This is a genomic window from Polynucleobacter alcilacus (assembly GCF_018881545.1).
In the GTDB taxonomy this organism is placed as follows: Bacteria; Pseudomonadota; Gammaproteobacteria; order Burkholderiales; family Burkholderiaceae; genus Polynucleobacter; species Polynucleobacter alcilacus.
In genome coordinates this window covers 1,106,346-1,127,075 of the sequence record NZ_JACVQD010000001.1, presented here as the reverse complement: position 1 = coordinate 1,127,075, position 20,730 = coordinate 1,106,346, and the positions used below count along the sequence as shown (strand labels likewise).

General features: G+C 46.7%; 18 protein-coding genes. 6 read left to right on the top strand and 12 right to left on the bottom strand.

Annotated elements, in window-relative coordinates:
• Positions 1 to 2: 2 nt before the first annotated feature.
• The 8 genes from hprK to ICN45_RS05670 all read right to left on the bottom strand — a co-directional run bounded on the left by hprK (position 3) and on the right by ICN45_RS05670 (position 5,560).
• A complete protein-coding gene (gene hprK, locus ICN45_RS05705) occupies positions 3 to 989 on the bottom strand; it encodes an HPr(Ser) kinase/phosphatase (protein ID WP_216174313.1) in 987 nt (328 codons plus the stop codon).
• Positions 986 to 1,447 carry a PTS sugar transporter subunit IIA gene (locus ICN45_RS05700; RefSeq protein WP_216174311.1) on the bottom strand — a complete coding sequence of 154 codons (462 nt, stop codon included), beginning with the start codon at positions 1,445 to 1,447 and terminating at the stop codon, positions 986 to 988. Before ICN45_RS05700 ends, hprK begins: the two co-directional genes overlap by 4 nt.
• A gap of 33 nt (positions 1,448 to 1,480) precedes the next feature.
• Positions 1,481 to 1,804 (bottom strand): ribosome hibernation-promoting factor, HPF/YfiA family, encoded by a 324-nt coding sequence (gene hpf / locus ICN45_RS05695; RefSeq protein WP_216174309.1) that lies wholly within the window; start codon positions 1,802 to 1,804, stop codon positions 1,481 to 1,483.
• Between the two features lie 184 nt (positions 1,805 to 1,988).
• Positions 1,989 to 2,756 (bottom strand): LPS export ABC transporter ATP-binding protein, encoded by a 768-nt coding sequence (gene lptB / locus ICN45_RS05690; protein WP_216174308.1) that lies wholly within the window; start codon positions 2,754 to 2,756, stop codon positions 1,989 to 1,991.
• Positions 2,753 to 3,322 (bottom strand): lipopolysaccharide transport periplasmic protein LptA, encoded by a 570-nt coding sequence (gene lptA, locus ICN45_RS05685; RefSeq protein WP_216174306.1) that lies wholly within the window; start codon positions 3,320 to 3,322, stop codon positions 2,753 to 2,755. The genes lptB and lptA overlap by 4 nt, the downstream gene beginning before the upstream one ends.
• On the bottom strand, positions 3,323 to 3,964 hold the full coding sequence (lptC, locus tag ICN45_RS05680; RefSeq protein ID WP_216174304.1) for an LPS export ABC transporter periplasmic protein LptC: 642 nt from the start codon (positions 3,962 to 3,964) through the stop codon (positions 3,323 to 3,325). It lies immediately after the preceding gene.
• Positions 3,965 to 3,967: 3 nt separating this feature from the next.
• A complete protein-coding gene (locus ICN45_RS05675; protein WP_216174302.1) occupies positions 3,968 to 4,540 on the bottom strand; it encodes a KdsC family phosphatase in 573 nt (190 codons plus the stop codon).
• Positions 4,541 to 4,567: 27 nt separating this feature from the next.
• Positions 4,568 to 5,560: a KpsF/GutQ family sugar-phosphate isomerase gene (locus ICN45_RS05670; protein WP_216174299.1), complete on the bottom strand. Its 993-nt coding sequence runs from the start codon at positions 5,558 to 5,560 to the stop codon at positions 4,568 to 4,570.
• A gap of 11 nt (positions 5,561 to 5,571) precedes the next feature.
• Between ICN45_RS05670 and ICN45_RS05665 the strand changes: the two genes are divergently transcribed.
• A complete protein-coding gene (locus ICN45_RS05665; protein WP_216174296.1) occupies positions 5,572 to 7,554 on the top strand; it encodes a monovalent cation:proton antiporter family protein in 1,983 nt (660 codons plus the stop codon).
• Positions 7,555 to 7,561: 7 nt separating this feature from the next.
• On the opposite strand, the gene uvrA is transcribed toward ICN45_RS05665, so the two are convergent.
• Positions 7,562 to 10,462: an excinuclease ABC subunit UvrA gene (gene uvrA, locus ICN45_RS05660; RefSeq protein ID WP_216174293.1), complete on the bottom strand. Its 2,901-nt coding sequence runs from the start codon at positions 10,460 to 10,462 to the stop codon at positions 7,562 to 7,564.
• A 37-nt stretch (positions 10,463 to 10,499) separates the two neighbouring features.
• On the opposite strand from uvrA, the gene ICN45_RS05655 reads away from it, so the two are divergent.
• Both ICN45_RS05655 and ssb read left to right on the top strand, forming a co-directional pair.
• The gene (locus tag ICN45_RS05655; RefSeq protein ID WP_216174290.1) at positions 10,500 to 11,690 is read left to right on the top strand and encodes an MFS transporter; all 1,191 of its coding nucleotides are present in this window, start codon (positions 10,500 to 10,502) and stop codon (positions 11,688 to 11,690) included.
• A gap of 49 nt (positions 11,691 to 11,739) precedes the next feature.
• The gene (gene ssb / locus ICN45_RS05650) at positions 11,740 to 12,195 is read left to right on the top strand and encodes a single-stranded DNA-binding protein (protein ID WP_216174287.1); all 456 of its coding nucleotides are present in this window, start codon (positions 11,740 to 11,742) and stop codon (positions 12,193 to 12,195) included.
• A gap of 108 nt (positions 12,196 to 12,303) precedes the next feature.
• Here ssb and queF read toward each other — a convergent pair whose 3' ends face one another.
• The 3 genes from queF to ilvA are packed head-to-tail and all read right to left on the bottom strand — an operon-like array spanning position 12,304 to position 15,587.
• A complete protein-coding gene (gene queF / locus ICN45_RS05645; RefSeq protein WP_216174284.1) occupies positions 12,304 to 13,131 on the bottom strand; it encodes an NADPH-dependent 7-cyano-7-deazaguanine reductase QueF in 828 nt (275 codons plus the stop codon).
• An 8-nt stretch (positions 13,132 to 13,139) separates the two neighbouring features.
• Positions 13,140 to 14,051 (bottom strand): 5'-nucleotidase, encoded by a 912-nt coding sequence (locus tag ICN45_RS05640; protein WP_216174282.1) that lies wholly within the window; start codon positions 14,049 to 14,051, stop codon positions 13,140 to 13,142.
• A 15-nt stretch (positions 14,052 to 14,066) separates the two neighbouring features.
• Positions 14,067 to 15,587 carry a threonine ammonia-lyase, biosynthetic gene (gene ilvA, locus ICN45_RS05635; protein WP_216174279.1) on the bottom strand — a complete coding sequence of 507 codons (1,521 nt, stop codon included), beginning with the start codon at positions 15,585 to 15,587 and terminating at the stop codon, positions 14,067 to 14,069.
• Between the two features lie 134 nt (positions 15,588 to 15,721).
• On the opposite strand from ilvA, the gene ICN45_RS05630 reads away from it, so the two are divergent.
• From ICN45_RS05630 to ubiE, 3 genes are read left to right on the top strand one after another with little or no spacing between them, the layout of a single operon-like run.
• Entirely contained in the window at positions 15,722 to 19,561 is a 3,840-nt protein-coding gene (locus ICN45_RS05630; protein ID WP_216174275.1) for a DUF3683 domain-containing protein, read from the top strand.
• The gene (locus ICN45_RS05625) at positions 19,561 to 19,959 is read left to right on the top strand and encodes a gamma-butyrobetaine hydroxylase family protein (RefSeq protein WP_216174273.1); all 399 of its coding nucleotides are present in this window, start codon (positions 19,561 to 19,563) and stop codon (positions 19,957 to 19,959) included. Before ICN45_RS05630 ends, ICN45_RS05625 begins: the two co-directional genes overlap by 1 nt.
• A complete protein-coding gene (gene ubiE, locus ICN45_RS05620; RefSeq protein ID WP_216174258.1) occupies positions 19,959 to 20,702 on the top strand; it encodes a bifunctional demethylmenaquinone methyltransferase/2-methoxy-6-polyprenyl-1,4-benzoquinol methylase UbiE in 744 nt (247 codons plus the stop codon). Before ICN45_RS05625 ends, ubiE begins: the two co-directional genes overlap by 1 nt.
• The last annotated feature ends 28 nt before the right edge of the window (positions 20,703 to 20,730 follow it).

Sequence of the window (20,730 nt, the reverse complement as noted above, 5' to 3'; positions counted from 1 at the left end):
ACTTAGAGTAAGCGCCCTTGCGTTTTTAAAGAATCGGCTTCAGCATTCATTTGAATGCGCTGACGTTCCATAAATTCTTTCAGCGTGTCAATTCCACGTAATTGCAAAATAGTATTCCGAACTGCTGCCTCCACCAACACTGCTAAGTTACGACCAGCAGCCACCTGAATTTTGACGGTACGAATAGGGAGGCCTAATACATTAATATGCTGTGCTTCTAAAGGAAGTCTTTCGAACTCGCCATCAGTTCTCCGAACGAGTTGCACGATCAGACGCAACTTGAGTTTGCGACGTACAGCGGTTTCGCCGAAGATAGTGCGAATATCGAGAAGACCTAGACCACGAACCTCAAGTAGGTTGCGTAAGATGACAGGGCAACGACCTTCAATGTAATCCGGGCCAAGACGTGCAAAATCAACAGCATCATCAGCAACCAAACCATGCCCACGAGAAATGAGCTCAAGACCCAATTCGCTTTTGCCGAGACCTGAGTCACCGGTTAGCAAAACACCTAGACCTAAAATATCCATGAATACACCATGCATCGTGATTTGGGGCGCACCAATTTTGGTTAAGTAAGTGCGCAGATGGTCGATGACCTCTGCCGCAGAGATATTGGTAGTGAATAAAGGTGTTGAAGAGCGCTGGCAAAAGAGTTGAAGATCGGGGTCTGCAGATTTGCCATCAGCCACAATGACGCAAGGCGGAGTTTTAGAAATTAAGTTGGCAATCTGCTCCTGCCGCTGTTTGGGATCTAAGGCCGCATGGTAATCCACTTCTTGAACGCCAAAGATCTGAATGCGACTTGGATGTATCAGGTTTAAGTGACCTACTAAGTCAGAGCTAGCCGCAGCAGCCCTCACAGCTTCAATTGGGAAAGTGCGATCGGCACCTTCTAAGCCGCCGATCCAGGAAAGCTTGAGATCTGAAACATTGTCATCAAAGATTTGCTGAGCGTTTACTCCCTCTAGAAGTAATGGCTGCGTCATTTTGTTTTACCCCATTGCTGCAATAGCTCGCATACTTTGATTGGATCATTTGCAGATGACAAAAATTGACGGGCATCTGCATCGGACAGTAATTGGGCGATAGAAGATAGGATTTCTAAATGCTGTTGAGTTGCTTTTTCTGGCACTAACAAAAAAATCAGAATGGAAACTGGTTCCCCATCTGGCGCAGCGAACTCAATTGGGTCTTTTAGTTTTAGTAAGGCAGCAATGGGCTGCTTGAGGCCTTTCACGCGACCATGGGGGATGGCAACACCTGCACCAAGTGCGGTAGATCCTAAATCTTCACGTGCATTTAGAAAGTCAACAATAGCGCTAGCTTCAAGACCAGACTGCTTGGAGAATAGGCCGCCAGCGGCTGCAAATGCATCAGCCCTGCTTTTGGCAGGATTGTCTAATGCAATGCAGTCAGGGGTAAAAAGATTTATCAGGGCATTCATGTGAATTGATTATAGGTGTCCTGACATTCGGGATTACTCAAATCGCTTATCGTGATGGTGATCTTGGAGCTTTTCTTTGTGCTTTACAACTTGGCGCTCGAGTTTGTCAACCACTGCATCCATTGCGTGGTATAGATCGGCATTGTGTGCTTCAGCGAATAATTCTTTACCTTTGAGGTGAATGGTTATCTCGGCACTTTGACGGAGTTCCTTTTCTTTGGCGTTATCCACAACGAGAAAGGCGGAAGCATCAATGACATGGTCAAAGTGCTTACGAATTTTGGCCATCCCAGCCTCAAGGTGCGTACGCATGGCTGGTGTTACTTCCAGATGGCGGCTATTAATTTTTAAATTCATTAGCATCTCCTCTTATATATGCTTGCGCAGGCTCATGCATGGGGTGCGCAGCAAGCCCCTAAAATGATTTGAACAGTATTTTTTTGAAAGAAACTTCATGAACCTCCAGCGTATCAGCGAATTTGCTGAAAACCAAGAGGGGAAGTCACTTTTATTGCATAAATTGCCAGGCAAGCGATCTAGCTTACATTCGGAAGTTTTCGCCTAAGTAGACTCTACGCACGGCGTCGTTTTGGATAATCTGGTCAGGCTTACCCTCAGCCAGGACGCTACCCTCACTGATGATGTAGGCGTGGTCGCAAATACCGAGGGTTTCACGAACGTTGTGGTCGGTAATGAGTACGCCTATTTGGCGATCCCGAAGGAAGCGCACAATCCGCTGAATTTCCCCAACGGCAATAGGGTCAACACCAGCAAATGGCTCATCTAACAAGATAAATTTCGGCTGAGAAGCCAGGGCCCTCGCAATCTCAACCCGTCGGCGCTCTCCTCCAGACAATGATAGGGCTGGATTGTTGCGTAGATGGCTGATTTGCAGTTCGCCCAAAAGCTCGTCAAGGCGCGCAGCAATATCCGCTTTGCTAAGGGGTTTGCCACCTTGTACTTGGAGCTCAAGAACTGCCTGAATATTCTCAGCAACATTGAGCTTTCTAAAGACAGAGGCTTCTTGGGGAAGATAGGATAAGCCCATACGCGCACGCTCATGGATAGGCAAGTGAGTGATATCTGCGCCATCTAAAACAATGTTTCCGCCATCGAGTGGAACTAGGCCAACGATCATATAAAACGAAGTGGTTTTACCAGCGCCATTCGGGCCCAGGAGGCCTACAACTTCACCACATTTTACTTGGATAGAAACGTCACGAACGACAGTACGAGAGCCGTAACGTTTTTTTAAATTGTGGGCCGTGAGTGTTGCCGCCTGATTGGGTTGCACTAAATCCGTTGTCATTTCTCTAATGTGGCTTTTCTTCTCGGTGAAAGGATTGCTCTAGCCAAGGGCAGATCATCCGGCTTTGCATTTGTTGGAGGTGTAACTCGATAGTACTGCTTTACATCGTCGTATTCAATTTTCCAGCCACGCAATTGATCTAGCATCTGCATGTTTAAAAGGCGCTTGAGCTTCGCATCACCAGTTAATGTGAGGATTTCGGTTTTAGCGTTGTAGACAACTTGACTTGCTTGCCCTTGCATGAATTCGTCTGCTAAACCTTCGCGACGTTGCCTAAAGGAGGCGACTGCATCGGGTGTGCCCTTAACGTCTACAGATTCGTAGCCTTCGGGGTCAACCTGAATGTGGCCATCTTCACCGGTAATCACAATGCTGCCTTTGATGAGTAACACTTGCCCGTTCAAATCATAAATTTGTTGCACGTCATTTACAGAAACTTTTTCTGCTTCAAGAATAATGGGCTTATCTTGATCCGCCTTTTCAGCGTTAACATCTCCCGCCTGGGTAAGGAGCGATGAGAACAATACAACAGCAAAGCGGAGGTTTGGATAAGTTACTTTATGCATTTATTGAGTTACACGGGGCGCTCGTTCAATCCGTCCTTTAACTTGACCGGATAGCATCATACTTTGTTGAACATTATCAAAGATACCGCCTTCAGTAGAGTTCATGACCGACATACCCTGCTCAAGAGTGATGGGCTTATTGGTTTCGATAATGTCATCATTAATGAGCACCTTAAAATAACTTGAAGTTGCTAGCATGCGTAGGGTGGCTGGCTCTGTTGCGCTAGCTGCTTGGGCTGGCCGAAAGATCGATGCATTATTGAATAAATCCAAAATCGTGAGGTCGCCATCAAGATGTCCGGTATCTGATTTCACGGTCACTGGCGCTTTCTCGGCTTGAAAGAGGCGCATCTGCGGAGTGACAATGTCAATTGAAGCATCATCATCATAATGAATCACTTTCTTGCCCAGAATTCGATATTTGGTAGCGCCGAACTCATTGAGTGCATTAAGCGCGCCATCGTTTATGGTGTAGTCAGGTTCATGGAGCCTGGCACGCTCAAGGGCAGATTTTTCTGCTGGAGTATTTTTTTGGACCAACCAAAAAGTAGCTAAGGTTAGAGCGCCCATGAAAATCAATGGCATTAGGCGCAATAGGGTGCGACCAATGCCGAGTTTGATTTGTCGAGAATTTAATTGCATTACTTAGCTTTTGGCCTTCTTCAGCAACTCTTCATAGCGGTTCTGGGCTTTCAGAATGAGGTCACAGAGTTCCCGGACTGCACTATTGCCGCCAGTGTGGGTGGTGACTAGATGGGCAAACTCTTTTACTGCTTCATGTGCTTGAGCAGGACAGACTCGCATTCCGGCATTCTTCATCATCGCAAGATCAGGCCAGTCATCGCCCATCACCGCGCAATCCGCCATATTAAGTCCAAGCGCTTTAAGCACTTGATCTAATGCCAACGCTTTATTTTCTACGCCCATATGAACCTGCTTGATTCCAAGCTCTTCACAGCGAGACAAAACCATTTTGGAGTTTCGGCCAGTGATGATCGCCGTTGGAATACCACACTGCTCTAATAATTTAATACCCAGACCATCTTGAATATCAAATCCCTTGAGCGATTCTTTGCCATCCGCACCAATCCAAACCTGGCCATTGGTGAGAACGCCATCCACGTCTAACACGAGTAGTTTGACTTTGCCAGCGCGATCCCATGCTTGTGGATATTGCGCAAGAGGGTTGGTGTTGTGAGTATTAAAAGCGCTAGACATAAAAGTTCATCTAAGTAAGAGGCTGGATTAAATTACTTTGGCGGCAAATAAATCGTGCAGATTGAGGGCGCCCAATAATTGTCCATTGCGATCGGTTACCACTAAATGATTGATGCGATGTTTCTCCATCATCTCGATGGCCTCTTCTGCCAGAAGCTCCGGTGGAATCGTGCGAGGACCAGGCCTAGTAGCGCTTTTGAGGGTAAGTGCATCTAGATTAGTGCTCTTTTCTAGTAAGCGACGCAAGTCACCATCTGTCAGAATGCCAAACACTGTGTTGCCTTTTTCTAAGGTCACGACCATACCCATCCGCTTTGAAGTCATTTCTAAAAGGGCATCTTGTAAAGAAGCCTCTATAGAAATCTTTGGCGTATCTTCAAAGCTGCGCATGACTTCACTGACATGCATTAATTGTTTGCGACCAAGTCTGCCGCCAGGATGTGAGCGTATGAAATCCTCTGCTTCGAAACCTCTGGCATCTAAGAGCGCAACCGCTAAAGCATCACCCATTGCCAAGGCAGCAGTAGTGCTTGATGTTGGCGCTAGATTGAGAGGGCAAGCTTCTTTTTCAACACTCGTATCCAGATGGGCATCTGCTAACTTTGCTAAAGAGGAGTTCGGAGCGCCGGTGAGCGCAATGAGTTTTGCACCGGTACGCTTGACGATGGGGACAATAGTTAAGAGTTCATCGGTCTCGCCAGAATTCGAAAGAGCGACAAACACATCCTCTCGAGTCACCATACCTAAATCACCATGACTGGCTTCTGCTGGATGGACAAAAAAGGCAGGGGAGCCTGTAGAGGCAAAAGTAGCGGCAATTTTGCGAGCAATGTGACCAGATTTGCCGATACCCGAAACCACAATTCTGCCCTTGCAAGCATGGAGTAGTTCAACGGCTAGCACAAGGGCATCTGCATTGGCGCCTTCAAGGCGGTCGCGCATGGTTTGCAGCGCAGCAGCCTCAATAGTGAGGGTGTCGCGCGCAAGCTTTAGGGTACGTTCACGAGTCTTAGCTATCATCAAGTAAGTATATGCCGTCAGTCCTTCAGTTAACTCTCATTCTCTTGGCCTCTGGTGTGGCCGGAGTGGTTATTTTCCGCTATTTTGGCTTACCCCCGATTTTGGGCTATTTGGCCATTGGGGTACTCATAGGCCCCCATGCCCTGGCCTTCGCGAATGATTCGGCTACGGTGAAGTATTTGGCTGAATTTGGGGTGGTTTTCCTGATGTTTTCGATCGGGCTTGAATTCAACCTTCATAAGCTGCGGTCAATGCGCAAGATCGTATTTGGGCTTGGTGTCAGCCAAGTCATCTTGACCATGCTCTTGGCTGTTCCCGCTAGTCTTCTGATGAACTGGATTTATCCGATTTCATGGCAAGCTGCGATTGCTCTAGGCGGAGCCCTAGCGATGTCATCCACTGCCATTGTCACTAAGCTGATTTCAGATCGAGCTGAATTAGAAACCGAGCATGGTCGCAATGTCGTAGGTATTTTGTTATTCCAAGATTTGGCCGTGGTATTCCTGTTGATTTTGCTGCCGTCTCTGGGTAAAAATCCTTCAGACTTATTTGTTGCTCTCACGACGGCCTCCATCAAAATCACGATCGCCTTAGTGCTCATTTTCTTTATTGGCCAATCACTCATGAGCCATTGGTTCAAGTTGGTCGCTAAGTTACGGTCACAAGAGCTATTCATGTTAAATCTCTTGTTAATCGTGTTGGGGATGGCGGGTCTAACAGAGTACTTTGGTTTGTCATTAGCGCTTGGCGCATTCTTGGCTGGCATGTTGATTTCAGAAACGCCATACCGCCATCAGGTTGAAGAAGACGTTAAACCATTCCGCGATGTCTTACTAGGACTTTTCTTTATTACGATTGGTATGCTGCTGGATTTGAATGTCATCCGCGAGCAGTGGCTGTTAGTTATGCTTTTATTAATAGGGCCATTGATATTCAAGTTTGGTCTGATTGCTTTGTTATCCCGGGTCTTTGGCTCTAGTCCTGGGATATCGATTAGGACCGGCTTATGTCTAGCTCAGGCCGGAGAGTTTGGATTTGTATTGCTGACTCAAATTGATGGCTTAGATTTAATTGATCCAGTCTTGAGCCAAGCAATACTTGCTGCGATGCTGATCTCTATGTTCGGCGCTCCCTTCCTAATTGAATACAGCGATCGCATCGCAATGCGTTTCTCAAACAATGAGTGGTTATTGCAATCTCTTGCTTTAACACGAGTTGCCGCAAAAAGTGTGCGCAATGAAAATCATGTATTGATTTGTGGTTTTGGCCGTTCAGGTCAAAGCTTGGCGCGCATGCTTGACCAAGAAAAGATTCCTTATATCGCTTTAGATTTGGATCCTGATCGCGTAAAAGAAGCTGCCGCTGCAGGAGATAACGTGGTCTATGGTGATGCGAGTCGTGAGAACTATCTAGTGGCCGCTGGACTCTCCAGAGCGAAAGCAGTAGTGATTACTTACGCTGATACCGCAGCAAGCCTGCGGGTCTTGCGACAAGTGGAACAATTGCGTCCCGGTATGACGGTGCTAGTGCGAACACGAGATGATGCTGATATTAAGAAGCTGCAAGCTGCTGGCGCCACAGAGGTAGTGCCTGAGCTCATTGAGGGCAGCCTGATGATTGCTTCTCATGTCTTACTCATGATGGGCGTTCCAATGCGTAAGGTAGTCAGACGCATTACTAGTGCGCGCGAAGCACGTTATAGCTTATTGAGGGGGTATTTCCGAGGCTCTGCAGATGACGACTTTGGGTCGAATGAATCTTGGCGTCTGCATACGATTACCTTATTGCCGCACTCCCAAGCAGTTGGCAAGGCCTTGAGTGAACTTAAACTTGAGGATGACGGGGTTAATGTGCAAGCTGTGCGCCGCAAGGAGGCCAACTCAGACTATGTCAAGTTAGCCCTCAGTCCAGAGCTCATCCTGCAGGCGAATGACATTTTGGTGATCTCAGGTAATTCAGAGGCAACCGATTTGGCTGAAGCAAAGTTACTCTGAGATATGCCTAGTCTACCAATGACTTCTTTTTCTTAACGGGCGGAGCTTTACGAGTGAGCAAGGGGGCTAAGTAATGACCAGTAAAGCTCGCTTCATTCTTGGCAACTTCTTCAGGCGTACCGGTAGCAATAATTAGCCCACCTCCAGCGCCGCCTTTGGGTCCTAAATCAATTATCCAGTCAGCAGTTTTGATCACATCTAGGTTGTGCTCAATGATGACAATCGTGTTGCCTTGCTTCTTAAGTGTTTGGATAACCGTTAACAAAAGTTGAATGTCATGGAAATGCAAACCGGTTGTTGGTTCGTCTAGGATATACAGCGTTCTACCTGTATCCCGTTTGGATAATTCCAAGGAAAGCTTTACTCGTTGGGCCTCACCGCCTGATAGGGTTGTTGCGCTTTGTCCTAGTTTGACATAGCCTAGGCCAACATCTAACAGGGTTTTGAGTTTGCGTTTAACAACTGGTACAGCTTCAAAAAATTCATGTGCTTGTTCAATCGTCATCGAAAGGACTTCATGAATATTCTTGCCCTTGTAACGAATATCTAAAGTTTCCCGGTTGTAACGTTTTCCGTGGCACACATCGCAAGGTACGTAGACATCTGGTAGGAAGTGCATCTCTACTTTGAGAACGCCATCACCTTCACAAGAGTCGCAGCGACCACCTTTGACGTTAAAAGAGAAGCGGCCAGCTTCGTAGCCACGCTCACGTGACGCTGGCACGCCTGCAAAGAGTTCACGAATTGGGGTAAAGAGACCTGTGTAGGTAGCGGGATTTGAGCGCGGCGTTCTACCAATCGGGGATTGATCAACGCTAATCACTTTATCGAAATGCTCCAGACCCTTGATTGCATCATGCGCTGCTGGCTCTGCATTGGAGCCATACAGATGATGGGCTACTGCATGATGCAAAGTATCGTTGATTAAGGTCGATTTACCTGAGCCTGAAACCCCCGTTACGCAAGTGAGTAATCCAACTGGAATTTTGGCGTGCACTGATTGCAGGTTATTTCCGCGTGCGCCAATGATTTCTAGAAAGCGATCATTCACAGGGATGCGTTTTTCAGGAACGGCAATTGCTTCACGACCAGAAAGATAGGCGCCAGTTAAGGAATTGGGATTTGCTTCTACTTCCGCTGGAGTGCCTTGGGCAACAATCTCTCCGCCATGAATACCAGCACCGGGGCCAATATCAATGACCCAGTCAGAAGCGCGAATCATATCTTCATCGTGCTCAACTACTAAGACACTGTTGCCTAAGTCACGTAAGTGTTTTAGCGTGCCGATGAGTCGGTCATTATCACGTTGATGGAGACCAATCGAGGGCTCATCTAAGACATACATCACGCCCGTTAAGCCAGAGCCAATTTGGGAGGCTAGGCGAATCCGCTGGGCTTCTCCGCCAGAAAGGGTATCGGCACTTCGTTCAAGGGATAGATAATCTAGACCTACATCGTTCAAAAAGCGCAAACGCGCACTGATTTCTTTCACAATCTTGTCGGCAATTTCTCGTTTGGCACCCTTCAGTTCAAGCGCTTCGAAATATTCTTTTGCTTCTTTAAGGGGTAAGGCGCTGATTTCATAAATGGCGCGCGATTGTTTTTTATCACCCACTTTGACAAAGCGCGCCTCTTTACGAAGGCGGCTACCATTACATTCTGGACAGGTCTGTACATTTTGGTAGCGTGCAAGTTCTTCACGGACCGTCATCGAATCGGTTTCGCGATAACGTCTTTCGAAGTTCGCTACGATCCCTTCAAAGGCATGTTCCCGAATACTATTCTTGCCCCGTTCATTAATGTATTCAAACGGAATGGTGACATCACCAGAGCCCAACAAGACCAGATCCTGTTGCTTCTTGGAGAGGGTCTCAAATGGCTTCTCCACATCAAAGCCACCATGCTTAGCCAGGGTCTGCAGCAGTTTGAAGTAGAACTGATTGCGCCGATCCCAGCCTTTAATGGCACCAGAGGCTAGTGATAAATCAGGGTGGGCCACAATCCTTTTAGGGTCAAAGAAAGATTGATGTCCAAGACCATCACAAGATGGACAAGCACCCATCGGGTTGTTAAATGAAAAGAGACGTGGCTCTAATTCTTGAAGCGAGTATGAGCAAACCGGGCAAGCAAACTTACTAGAGAAAATCATTTCTTTGCCAGTATCCATATCGACAATCATGGCTTTGCCGTCAGCAAGACGAAGAGCGGTCTCGAAAGATTCGGCAAGACGTTGCTGAATATCAGGGCGCACTTTAATGCGATCAACCACCACTTCAATTGAATGCTTATCGTTTTTCTTTAGTACTGGTAGTTGGTCAACTTCAAATATTTCTGCTTTAGCAGCATTAGCTGTACCGCCTCCAGAGCGGACGCGAAAGCGAACAAAGCCTTGTGCTTGCAGGTCCTGGAAGAGGTCGACGAATTCGCCTTTACGCTCACTGACAACGGGAGCAAGAATCATTAACTTGGTATCTTCAGGCATCGATAGCACGGTATCGACCATTTGAGAAACGCTTTGCGCTTCTAGAGGAAGATCATGATCGGGACAATGTGGTGTACCTGCACGGGCAAAGAGTAAGCGTAGGTAATCGTGGATCTCTGTAACCGTACCCACTGTCGAGCGTGGGTTATGGCTCGTTGCTTTTTGCTCAATCGAAATCGCTGGCGAGAGTCCTTCAATCGTATCAACATCAGGTTTTTCCATTAGCTGCAAAAACTGACGCGCATAAGCAGAGAGTGACTCCACATAACGACGCTGGCCTTCAGCATAGAGCGTATCAAAAGCCAATGAGCTCTTACCTGAACCGGATAAGCCAGTCAGCACGACGAGTTTCTCTCTAGGAATGTCTAGATTGATGTTTTTGAGGTTGTGGGTGCGTGCACCGCGGATCTTAATTTCGTTATTCATGATTTTTTAGCGTAACTTGTTAATATAGCTCTTTCCCATGAATCCTTCTGAACTTCGCTCTACTCTGGCCTTAGCAGGCATCTTTGGCCTCCGAATGCTGGGCCTTTTTCTGCTTTTGCCGGTCTTTAGCATTCATGCACGGGGCTTGCCGGGTGGAGAGCACGCTCTTTGGGTAGGCCTATCCCTTGGGATTTTCAATATTGTTCAGGCTTGCTTCTATATTCCCTTGGGGCGCCTTTCCGATCGCATTGGCCGCAAACCAGTAGTTTTATGGGGACTTTCCTTATTTGTAGCTGGTGCCCTGATCTGTGCTGCCAAGAATGATCTCCTATGGATCACTATTGGGCGTGGGATTATGGGGGCAGGGGCGGTATCGGCTGCTATTTCAGCCTGGGTCGCTGACCTGACCAGAGAGCAGGTTCGGACTCGAGCCATGGCCTTAGTAGGCGGCAGTATTGCCCTCTCATTTGCATTATCTCTAGTAATCGCTGCACCGATCTATCGACTGATGAGCCTGAGTGGAATTTTTCTTGTGCTGGCGATTCTTGGCGTGATTGCTATGTTTGTTACTTATTATGTTTTGCCAAGTAATGGGATAGTAGTCAAAGTACAGCAAGCTTCTTTAAAAGAAGTTTTTTTCGTTCCAGAGCTCATGCGTCTCAATTTTGGCGTCTTTTTCCTGCACGCAACTCAAGTAGCAATGTTTCTGGTAATGCCACATCTATTAGTAGACGCTGGTTTACCTCTAGCTGAGCATTGGATGATTTATTTATCAGTGGTTTTGCTTTCATTTGCCCTAATGGCGCCTATTTTGATTGTTGGTGAGAAACATCAGCGTTTAAGACCCGTTTTTTTATTGGCAATCATTTTTCTTTTTATTGCTGAGATTTTATTTTCTCAGGCGAACTCAATCATTTTGATTGCGGCCACTTTATTGATTTATTTTGTCGGATTTAACTTACTCGAAGCATTGTTGCCCTCTTTGGTATCGCGTTTCGCTAATCAATCAAAAGGGGCTGCCTTAGGTATTTTTAATACCTCGCAATCAATTGGGTTGTTTTTTGGGGCCGCGGTTGGAGGATATTTAATCGATATCCTTGGCGATATATCGGTCTTTCAGATCAGTGCGGCGCTCTTATTTGGCTGGCTTATAATTGCTTGGTCAATGGGTGAAATGCCTGTGAGGTCAGCAAAATCAAAGGAAGTAGCCATAGAGACATCGCCTTAGCTTTATTTTTTAGCAGTAATAACGGTAGTATTTTTCTTCGGGAGACAACATGGCTTCGGTAAATAAGGTCATCATCGTAGGTAACGTAGGACGTGATCCAGAAACGCGTTATATGCCAAGCGGCGACGCTGTTACGAATATTTCAGTAGCAACTTCAGATCGCTACAAAGACAAACAAACTGGCGAAATGAAAGAAACCACAGAATGGCATCGTGTTGCATTCTTTGGCAAGCTTGCAGAAATCGCTGGTCAGTACCTCAAAAAAGGTTCACAGGTGTATGTTGAAGGTCGTTTGCGCACTCGCAAATGGACTGATGCTAGTGGCCAGGAAAAGTATTCCACTGAGATTGTTGCTGACACAATGCAGATGCTTGGCGGCAAGCCAGTAGGCGGAAGCGGTGACGGTGGCGAAAGCTATGCACGCTCAAAGCCGGCTGAGCAGTCTGCTCCAGCATCTTCAAATGCCGCATCACTCGGCGCAATGGATGACGATATTCCGTTCTAAGAACGTCTCATTCATTCAACGGTAATTTGATGGTGAGTTGAGTCGCAAAACCCCCTTCTAGGATTTCCTACAAGGGGTTTTTATTTACTTCAATTCAAAATAGATTTTTTATTGTCGTGCATGGCGAACATTTTCAGGCCATGGAGAGTTGTGATCAGTTCTGAATGGGTTGATGTCTAGGCCACCGCGTCGGGTATAGCGGGCATAAACAGATAGCTTGTCAGGTTTGCACTGGCGTTTGATGTCGCAGAAGATGGTTTCGACACAATGTTCATGAAACTCACCTAATTGCCTAAAGCCGATGAGGTAGCGCAATAAGCCCTCCTCTAAGATGGGGCGACCTTGATAACGGATTTGTACACTAGCCCAGTCGGGTTGCCCAGTTACGGGGCAATTCGATTTAAGTAAATGCGAAACAAGACATTGCTCAATCGGACCAAAGTCTTCATTGATGCCAAGTAGTGAGGGGTCGGCTGGCAGACTCGGATCAACCTCAATATCCAGACGATCCATCAAAACCCCGCCCATTTCTTGCATCCCTTTTTTGGCAACTAGTTCAGTTGAATGAATACGAGTGGTGATTTTGCTACCAGCAACTGTGGATAGGTCTGTGATGAGCCTTTCTTTGACTTCATTCTCATCCTCAAAGCGCGTGTTGTTGAGGCTATTGAGATAAAGCTTGAATGATTTGGACTCGATCATGTTGGGAGAGTCGGCTGGAATCTGAAATTCTGCTAAAGCGATTTGGGGCTTCCCTTTTTTATTCAGCCAGCTCAGCTCAAATGCATTCCAAATATCGACACCCACAAATGGCAGAGCTTGGTCTTCTTTCAGGTCTAGTTTTTTACGATTCTCTATTCTGGGAATAGGAAAGAGCAAACTTGGATCGTATTGATCTGGGTATTGCGTAGTTTGTCCAAGTGAAAGTGTTGCCATGAATTACTCTATTTATCTTTGGGCCTATTCGAAACGCCTGACACCACATGGCCAGTAGGCGCTACTGAAGCGGCTGATTGGCAATGACCGGTTTGATCATCAAAGAAAAAATCCGGCTCAAATTCGCGGAGGAATTCGCTCTTGGATAGACCACCTAAGAACATAGCTTCATCCACATCAATTCCCCACGCCATGAGAGTTCGGATCGCACGCTCATGCGCGGGTGCAGAACGGGCAGTGACTAAGGCAGTGCGAATACGCATACCGTTCTCGCTAGTAGAGCGTTGCAGTCTGTGCAGCGCTTCTAGCAAGGGCTTAAAAGGCCCAGGTGGCAATGGAATATCCACCTTCTTACTCTCATGATCAACAAAAGCCTCAAGTCCTTTGTTCTGGAAGACCTGTTCAGCTTCGTCAGAGAAGAGTACAGCGTCTCCGTCAAAGGCAATACGGATTTCATTAGGGTGCGATTCTGCAGTTTTGCTGGATTCTGGGTAGACACGTGCTGCAGGAAAACCTGCATCAATCGTTGCTCTCACATCATCTTCATTGGCTGACAAGAATAGGTTGGCATGCAGTGAGCGAAGATAGTGATAAGGAGGGCGCCCTCTTGTGAAAACACCGCGCTCGAGGTGTAAACCATGATGCTCAGCGGAGCGGAATACCCTTAAGCCACTGACCGGGTCATTCCGCGAGAGAATCACTACCTCTACACGTTGTTCACCTTCTTCATTAAAAGCCAATAGTTTTTTTACTAGCGGAAATGCCACGCCTGTTTGTGCAGCCTCACCAAGACGTTCGAGTTGCAATTTCATATAGGCACTGTCATCGGTCGACTCAAAGATACGATTTTCTTCTTCAAAGTCAAACAGGGCGCGTGAAGAGATCGCAACGACGAGCTTTCCGGTGAGTGAGTATGACATCTTGTGAGTGAACTCTTATTTAAGGAAGAGGCGGTAAGCGGGATTATTGCTTTCATCCCAATGTGGATAGCCTAGACTAGATAAGAAGTTTTGGAATTTCTTCTGCTCATTCTTGGGAACTTGAATACCCACCAGAATACGACCGTAGTCAGCGCCATGATTACGGTAGTGAAACAAGCTGATATTCCAGTTAGGCGCCATACTAGTTAAAAACTTCATCAATGCACCTGGGCGCTCTGGGAACTCAAAGCGATAGAGTAATTCGTCTTTCGCTAGCGCAGAGTGCCCACCAACCATATGGCGTAAATGCGTTTTCGCCAACTCATCATGAGTCAGGTCAATGGTTGCAAACTTCGCCTTAGTGAAGTGCTTTGCAATCGCTACGCTGTCGCCCGCTTTTTGGGTGCTGATACCCACAAATATATGCGCTTCGCTTTGATCGCCAATGCGATAGTTAAATTCAGTGACATTACGTTTGCCAAGTAACTGACAAAAGCGTTTAAAGGAGCCACGTTCTTCGGGGATGGTGACTGCAAATACGGCTTCACGGAATTCGCCAACATCTGCACGCTCCGCCACAAAGCGCAGACGGCTAAAGTTCATATTGGCACCACAAGCAACAGCAACTAAAGTTTTTTTCTTGATTCGCTTTTTCTCAACATACTTCTTCATACCGGCTATAGCCAAGGCCCCAGCAGGCTCAAGAATGCTGCGAGTATCAGTAAAGACGTCGTTAATGGCAGCACAGATCTCATCGGTATCTACTAAGACGATTTCATTCACTACCTTTTTGCAGATGCGAAAAGTTTCCTTGCCGACTAATTTCACAGCAGTGCCATCAGAGAACAACCCCACATCTTTCATCTCAATACGCTTATTGGCTTTGAGTGAGCGATTCATCGCGTCCGAGTCTGAGGCTTGTACGCCAATCACTTTCGTTTTTGGACTCACGGCTTTGACATATTCACCGATTCCGGAAATGAGTCCGCCACCACCAATAGCGACAAATACTGCTTCAATGGGTTCTTGGCATTGCTGAAATATTTCTTGTGCAATCGTGCCTTGTCCGGCAATAACATCAGGGTCATCAAATGGGTGTACAAAAGTCAGCCCCCGTTTTTCTCCTAAGGCCTCTGAGTACTTAAAGGCGTCGCTGTAGGACTCGCCATGAAGAATGATTTCTACCCAAGAACCACCTCTGGCCTTAACAGCGTCAATTTTCAAGCTAGGCGTGGTGATGGGCATCACGATCACTGCCTTGCATTTCATCTTGGCTGCGGAAAGGGCGACACCTTGGGCGTGATTACCAGCGGAAGCAGATATAACACCCCGTTTGAGGGCCTCTGGGGGGAGATGGGCCATCTTGTTATAGGCGCCACGGAGTTTGAAGGAGAAAACCGGCTGGTTATCCTCCCTTTTGAGTAGGACCTGATTGCCCAAACGCTTAGTGAGTTCTGGGGCGAGTTGGAGCTCAGTTTCCCTGGCTACGTCATAGACGCGAGCCGATAAAATTTTCTTTAAATAGTTCGTTGCCATCCAATGAGCGTACCACGGATGGCTCCTAAGCCCTTAGATTTGCAAGGGTTTATCCCTTTGAGCAACAACTTCCCCCATTTCCTGCCACTATCAGGTTCGCTCAATTAAAATGATCATTTACTAAATATGTTGCTATGAACGCCCCATTAGGTTTGAACCAGTTGTTAGACGCTGAGGCGGGATCTCCCCGCTTGCGTGAAATTCCCTACAACTACACCTCCTTTTCTGACCGAGAGATTGTGATTCGCTTGTTAGGCGAGGAGTCATGGCGCGTTCTAAATGATTTACGGGGCGTACGCCGCACCGGCCGTTCTGCTCGAATGTTATTTGAAATCTTGGGTGATATTTGGGTGGTGCAACGCAATCCATTTTTACAAGACGATCTTTTAGACAACGCTGATCGCCGCAAGCAGTTGGTGGACGCCTTATGGCATCGCTTAGGCGAGGTGAAGAAACGCAATAGTGGTGACTCAGCTGAGCAAGTAGAAATTTTATTGAGCGCAGCTGATCGCGCGATTGAAAATTTTGCGAATGGCTTTAAGGAAGTCGAACAAATTCGCAAACGCGCTCGTAAGGAACTAGGGCGTCATACCGCCAGTGACAATATTTGTTTTGATGGCGTGTCTCGTGCTGCGCACGTTACTGATGCAACAGATTGGCGGGTAGAGTTTCCATTGGTTGTTCTGAAACCGGATTACGAATCTGAAATTCCTGGGCTGGTTAAGACGTGTGTGGAATTAGGCCTCACGATTATTCCTCGTGGAGGTGGTACTGGCTATACCGGTGGTGCAATTCCTTTATACGCAATGTCTGCAGTTATCAATACCGAGAAGCTCGAGCAAATTGATGGTGTAAAGAGTAAGCGTCTGCCTGGAGTTGATCATGAGGTCTCTACCATCTTTACTGGTGCTGGTGTTGTCACTCGCCGCGTATCTGACGCTGCAGAGCATGCGGGTCTTGTCTTTGCGGTTGATCCTACATCAGCGGATGCAAGTTGCATCGGTGGCAATATTGCCATGAATGCTGGTGGTAAAAAAGCGGTTCTCTGGGGAACTGCTCTCGATAATCTCGCTAGTTGGCGCATGGTGGATCCGCAAGGAAATTGGCTGGACGTTGTTCGCCTTGAGCATAACCTTGGCAAGATCCATGACGTTGCCACTGTCCGTTTTCAATTAACTTGGTCTGATGGCAATAGCGAACCTGGACAACGAATCCTGAAAACGGAATTATTGGAAGTGGAAGGCAAGCGTTTTCGGAAAGAGGGTTTAGGTAAAGACGTTACGGATAAATTTTTATCTGGCTTGCCGGGTGTGCAAAAAGAAGGTTGCGATGGTTTGATTACTAGCGCAACCTGGATATTGCATCGCATGCCAAAATTCATGCGTACGGTTTGCCTAGAGTTCTTTGGCCAGGCACGTGAGGCAATTCCGAGCATCGTTGAAATCAAAGCGTATGTAGATGGTTTAAGCAAGCAGGGTGGACCTATTCTGGCGGGTCTAGAACATCTGGATGATCGCTATCTAAAGGCAGTGGGCTACTCCACTAAATCAAAGCGGAATAGCTTGCCGAAGATGGTATTGATTGGTGATATCGCGGGCGATGATGAGGCTGCTGTAGCAGCGGCGACCAGTGAAGTGGTACGGATGGCGAATTTGCGCGTCGGTGAGGGATTTGTAGCGGTAAGCCCTGAAGCGCGCAAGAAATTCTGGCTAGATCGTGCTCGCACTGCTGCGATTGCACGGCATACCAATGCTTTTAAGATTAACGAAGACGTTGTAATCCCCTTGCCCCGTATGGGTGAGTACACTGACGGCATCGATCGCATCAATATTGAGTTATCCCTCAAAAACAAATTACAAATCCTAGACGGCCTGGAATTATTCTTGAAAAAGAGTGCCTTGCCATTAGGTAAGAGCGATGCAGAGTACGAAATTCCTACTGCAGAAATCTTAGGTGATCGTGTTCAACAGGCATTAGAGCTGATTGCTAAAGTTCGTACCCGTTGGGCTGACTGGCTAATGCAGATGAATACGTATTTTCCGCAACTACAAGATTTAAGCTTGCGCGCTTCATGGAAAGAGGAAGTTCGCTCAGAGCTACGCATCATTTTTGGCGGCCTGGCATTTGAACCCATTCTTGCTGAATTAGAAGCAATTCATAAAAATATTTTGCGCAAGCGCGTCTTTGTTGCTTTACATATGCATGCTGGTGACGGTAATGTGCATACCAATATTCCGGTGAACTCGGATGACTATGAGATGCTGCAAGATGCACATCGTGCGGTTGCGCGCATTATGAAATTAGCCCGCTCACTCGATGGCGTGATTTCTGGTGAGCACGGAATCGGCATTACCAAGCTCGAATATTTGACTGAAGCCGAGTTAAAGGATTTCCGCAGCTATAAAAATCAGGTTGACCCTGAAGGTCGGTTTAATAAAGGCAAGCTCATGCCGAATGCGGTTTTGAGTATGGCCTACACACCAAGCTTTGGTTTAATGGGCCATGAATCCATCATCATGCAGCAGAGTGATATTGGTGCGATTGCTGATAGTGTGAAAGATTGCTTACGTTGCGGTAAATGTAAACCTGTGTGCGCAACCCATGTGCCCCGCGCTAACCTACTTTATAGTCCGCGGGACAAAATTTTAGCCACTTCATTATTAATTGAAGCTTTCTTGTATGAAGAGCAAACTAGACGTGGTGTTTCAGTAAAGCATTGGGAGATGTTTGATGACGTAGCGGCACACTGTACTGTCTGCCATAAATGTTTGACACCTTGTCCCGTCAATATCGACTTTGGTGATGTGACAATGAATATGCGCAATCTCTTGCGTAAGATGGGTCAGCAACGTTTTAACCCAGGTACAGCAGCATCAATGCTCTTCTTGAATGCAACAAGTCCAGAGACGATTAATTTAGTTCGTAAGGCCATGATTGGCTGGGGTTATAAATTGCAGCGCTTAGGTAATGATGTGTTGAGAAAGTTTGCTAAGCAACAAACTGCGCATCCTCCCGCTACAGTTGGAAAACCTAGTGTTAAAGAACAGGTGATTTTCTTTGTAAATAAGAAAATGCCTGGAAACTTGCCTAAGAAAACGGCGCGTGCTCTGTTAGATATTGAAGATGCGAACTATGTACCGATTATTCGCGATCCAAAAACCACTTCTGCAGATACAGAGGCAGTGTTCTACTTTCCGGGTTGTGGCTCTGAACGTTTATTCTCGCAAGTCGGCCTTGCAACCCAAGCAATGCTGTGGAATGTTGGAGTGCAAACAGTCTTGCCTCCAGGTTATCTCTGTTGTGGTTACCCGCAACGCGGCAATGGCGACTTTGATAAAGCGGAAAAAATGATTACGGACAACCGCGTGTTATTCCATCGCGTTGCCAATACTCTGAACTACTTAGATATCAAGACGGTAGTAGTGTCTTGCGGAACTTGTTATGACCAATTAGCTGGTTACCAGTTTGACCAAATTTTTCCGGGTTGCCGAATTATTGATATTCATGAATATCTTATGGAGAAGGGCGTTAAGCTTTCTGGAGTAACGGGTGTGAAGTATATGTATCACGATCCTTGTCACTCTCCAATGAAGTTGCAAGATCCCCTGAAGACAGTAAATGAACTTATTCAATTGGAAGATGGCAAAGCGATTGCTAAAAATGATCGTTGTTGCGGTGAAGCCGGAACACTGGCAGTAACCCGCCCAGATATCTCGACTCAAATACGCTTCCGCAAGCAAATTGAAATGGAAAAAGGCGCCAATGATTTACGTAAAGGCGACTTTACTGGTGAAGTAAAAGTATTAACCAGCTGCCCATCTTGTTTGCAAGGTTTAACTCGCTTCGATGCAGATAGTGATACCACTGCCGATTACATCGTGGTGGAGATGGCTAACAAACTACTCGGTGAAAACTGGATGCAAGATTACGTCGCCAAAGCCAATCAGGGTGGTATTGAAAGGGTCCTGGTTTAATGATTCCTAGTAATGTTGTAGTACATCAGCAATCCAAGGTATTGGAGCTCTCTTATGAGAATGGCAATACCTATCGTCTGCCATTTGAGTTTCTCAGAGTGTTATCTCCATCTGCTGAGGTGCAGGGCCATGGGCCTGGACAAGAAACTTTACAAACAGGTAAGCGTGATGTGTTGATAGCCAATTTAGAGCCCGTTGGGCATTACGCCTTAAAGCCCAGTTTTTCCGATGGCCATGATTCGGGTTTGTATTCTTGGGATTTCTTACAGTATTTATGTGAGAACCAGGAGCAATTATGGAAAGCGCATTTAGATAAATTAGCTGCTGCAGGTCTCGATCGAGATGCGCCGATGGGACAGCAAGGTCATTCCCATGACCACTCTTGCGGAAGTCACTAATGAGTAAAACCCATTTCGGTTACCAAAGTGTTGAGGAGGCAGAAAAAGCCGCTAAGGTTGCCGAGGTATTCCATTCGGTGGCGAGTAAATATGATGTGATGAATGACTTGATGTCATTTGGCCTGCACCGTCTTTGGAAAAAAATGACGATTGCTAGGGCACAAGTGCGCCCTGGTCAAAAAGTGTTAGATATTGCTGGTGGCACAGGTGATCTGGCTGCAGCGTTTGCAAAAGCGGCTGACTGGGGACGTAATTCCGAAGCACAGGTTTGGTTAAGCGACATCAATGCATCTATGCTGGCGGTAGGTCGGGATCGCTTGTTGGATCGTGGTATGGCCTTACCCTGCGTACAGTTTGATGCTGAGAAAATTCCCTTTCCCAGCAATCATTTTGATGTCGTCACGGTGGCTTTTGGTCTCCGCAATATGACCCATAAAGATGTGGCTTTAGGTGAGATGTGTCGTGTGATTAAGCCGGGCGGTCGTGTTTTGGTTCTAGAGTTTTCAAAACCAGACGCCTTTTTACAGCCGGTATATGACACTTACTCTTTCAAGGTCTTGCCTTGGCTAGGCGAAAAGATTGCCCAAGATTCTGAGAGCTATCGTTATTTGGCAGAATCCATCCGGATGCATCCAGATGCAGAAACCCTCAAAGAAATGATGTTGGGGGTCGGTTTTGACGAAGTAGAAACCCATAGAATGACTGGGGGTATCGTTGCCTTACATATTGGTATTAAATACTAATAGTTGTATAGTTTTTAAATTCTTAAAA

Excerpts from the sequence above, each read along its gene's own strand:
- ICN45_RS05640 (WP_216174282.1), bottom strand. The coding sequence starts at position 14,051 with ATGTCATACTCACTCACCGGAAAGCTCGTCGTTGCGATCTCTTCACGC.
- ICN45_RS05700 (WP_216174311.1), bottom strand. The coding sequence starts at position 1,447 with ATGAATGCCCTGATAAATCTTTTTACCCCTGACTGCATTGCATTAGAC.
- lptB (WP_216174308.1), bottom strand. The coding sequence starts at position 2,756 with ATGACAACGGATTTAGTGCAACCCAATCAGGCGGCAACACTCACGGCC.
- ICN45_RS05655 (WP_216174290.1), top strand. The coding sequence starts at position 10,500 with ATGAATCCTTCTGAACTTCGCTCTACTCTGGCCTTAGCAGGCATCTTT.
- ICN45_RS05670 (WP_216174299.1), bottom strand. The coding sequence starts at position 5,560 with ATGATAGCTAAGACTCGTGAACGTACCCTAAAGCTTGCGCGCGACACC.
- ssb (WP_216174287.1), top strand. The coding sequence starts at position 11,740 with ATGGCTTCGGTAAATAAGGTCATCATCGTAGGTAACGTAGGACGTGAT.
- ilvA (WP_216174279.1), bottom strand. The coding sequence starts at position 15,587 with ATGGCAACGAACTATTTAAAGAAAATTTTATCGGCTCGCGTCTATGAC.
- ubiE (WP_216174258.1), top strand. The coding sequence starts at position 19,959 with ATGAGTAAAACCCATTTCGGTTACCAAAGTGTTGAGGAGGCAGAAAAA.
- uvrA (WP_216174293.1), bottom strand. The coding sequence starts at position 10,462 with ATGAATAACGAAATTAAGATCCGCGGTGCACGCACCCACAACCTCAAA.
- hprK (WP_216174313.1), bottom strand. The coding sequence starts at position 989 with ATGACGCAGCCATTACTTCTAGAGGGAGTAAACGCTCAGCAAATCTTT.
- lptA (WP_216174306.1), bottom strand. The coding sequence starts at position 3,322 with ATGCATAAAGTAACTTATCCAAACCTCCGCTTTGCTGTTGTATTGTTC.
- hpf (WP_216174309.1), bottom strand. The coding sequence starts at position 1,804 with ATGAATTTAAAAATTAATAGCCGCCATCTGGAAGTAACACCAGCCATG.
- ICN45_RS05630 (WP_216174275.1), top strand. The coding sequence starts at position 15,722 with ATGAACGCCCCATTAGGTTTGAACCAGTTGTTAGACGCTGAGGCGGGA.
- ICN45_RS05675 (WP_216174302.1), bottom strand. The coding sequence starts at position 4,540 with ATGTCTAGCGCTTTTAATACTCACAACACCAACCCTCTTGCGCAATAT.
- lptC (WP_216174304.1), bottom strand. The coding sequence starts at position 3,964 with ATGCAATTAAATTCTCGACAAATCAAACTCGGCATTGGTCGCACCCTA.
- ICN45_RS05665 (WP_216174296.1), top strand. The coding sequence starts at position 5,572 with ATGCCGTCAGTCCTTCAGTTAACTCTCATTCTCTTGGCCTCTGGTGTG.
- queF (WP_216174284.1), bottom strand. The coding sequence starts at position 13,131 with ATGGCAACACTTTCACTTGGACAAACTACGCAATACCCAGATCAATAC.
- ICN45_RS05625 (WP_216174273.1), top strand. The coding sequence starts at position 19,561 with ATGATTCCTAGTAATGTTGTAGTACATCAGCAATCCAAGGTATTGGAG.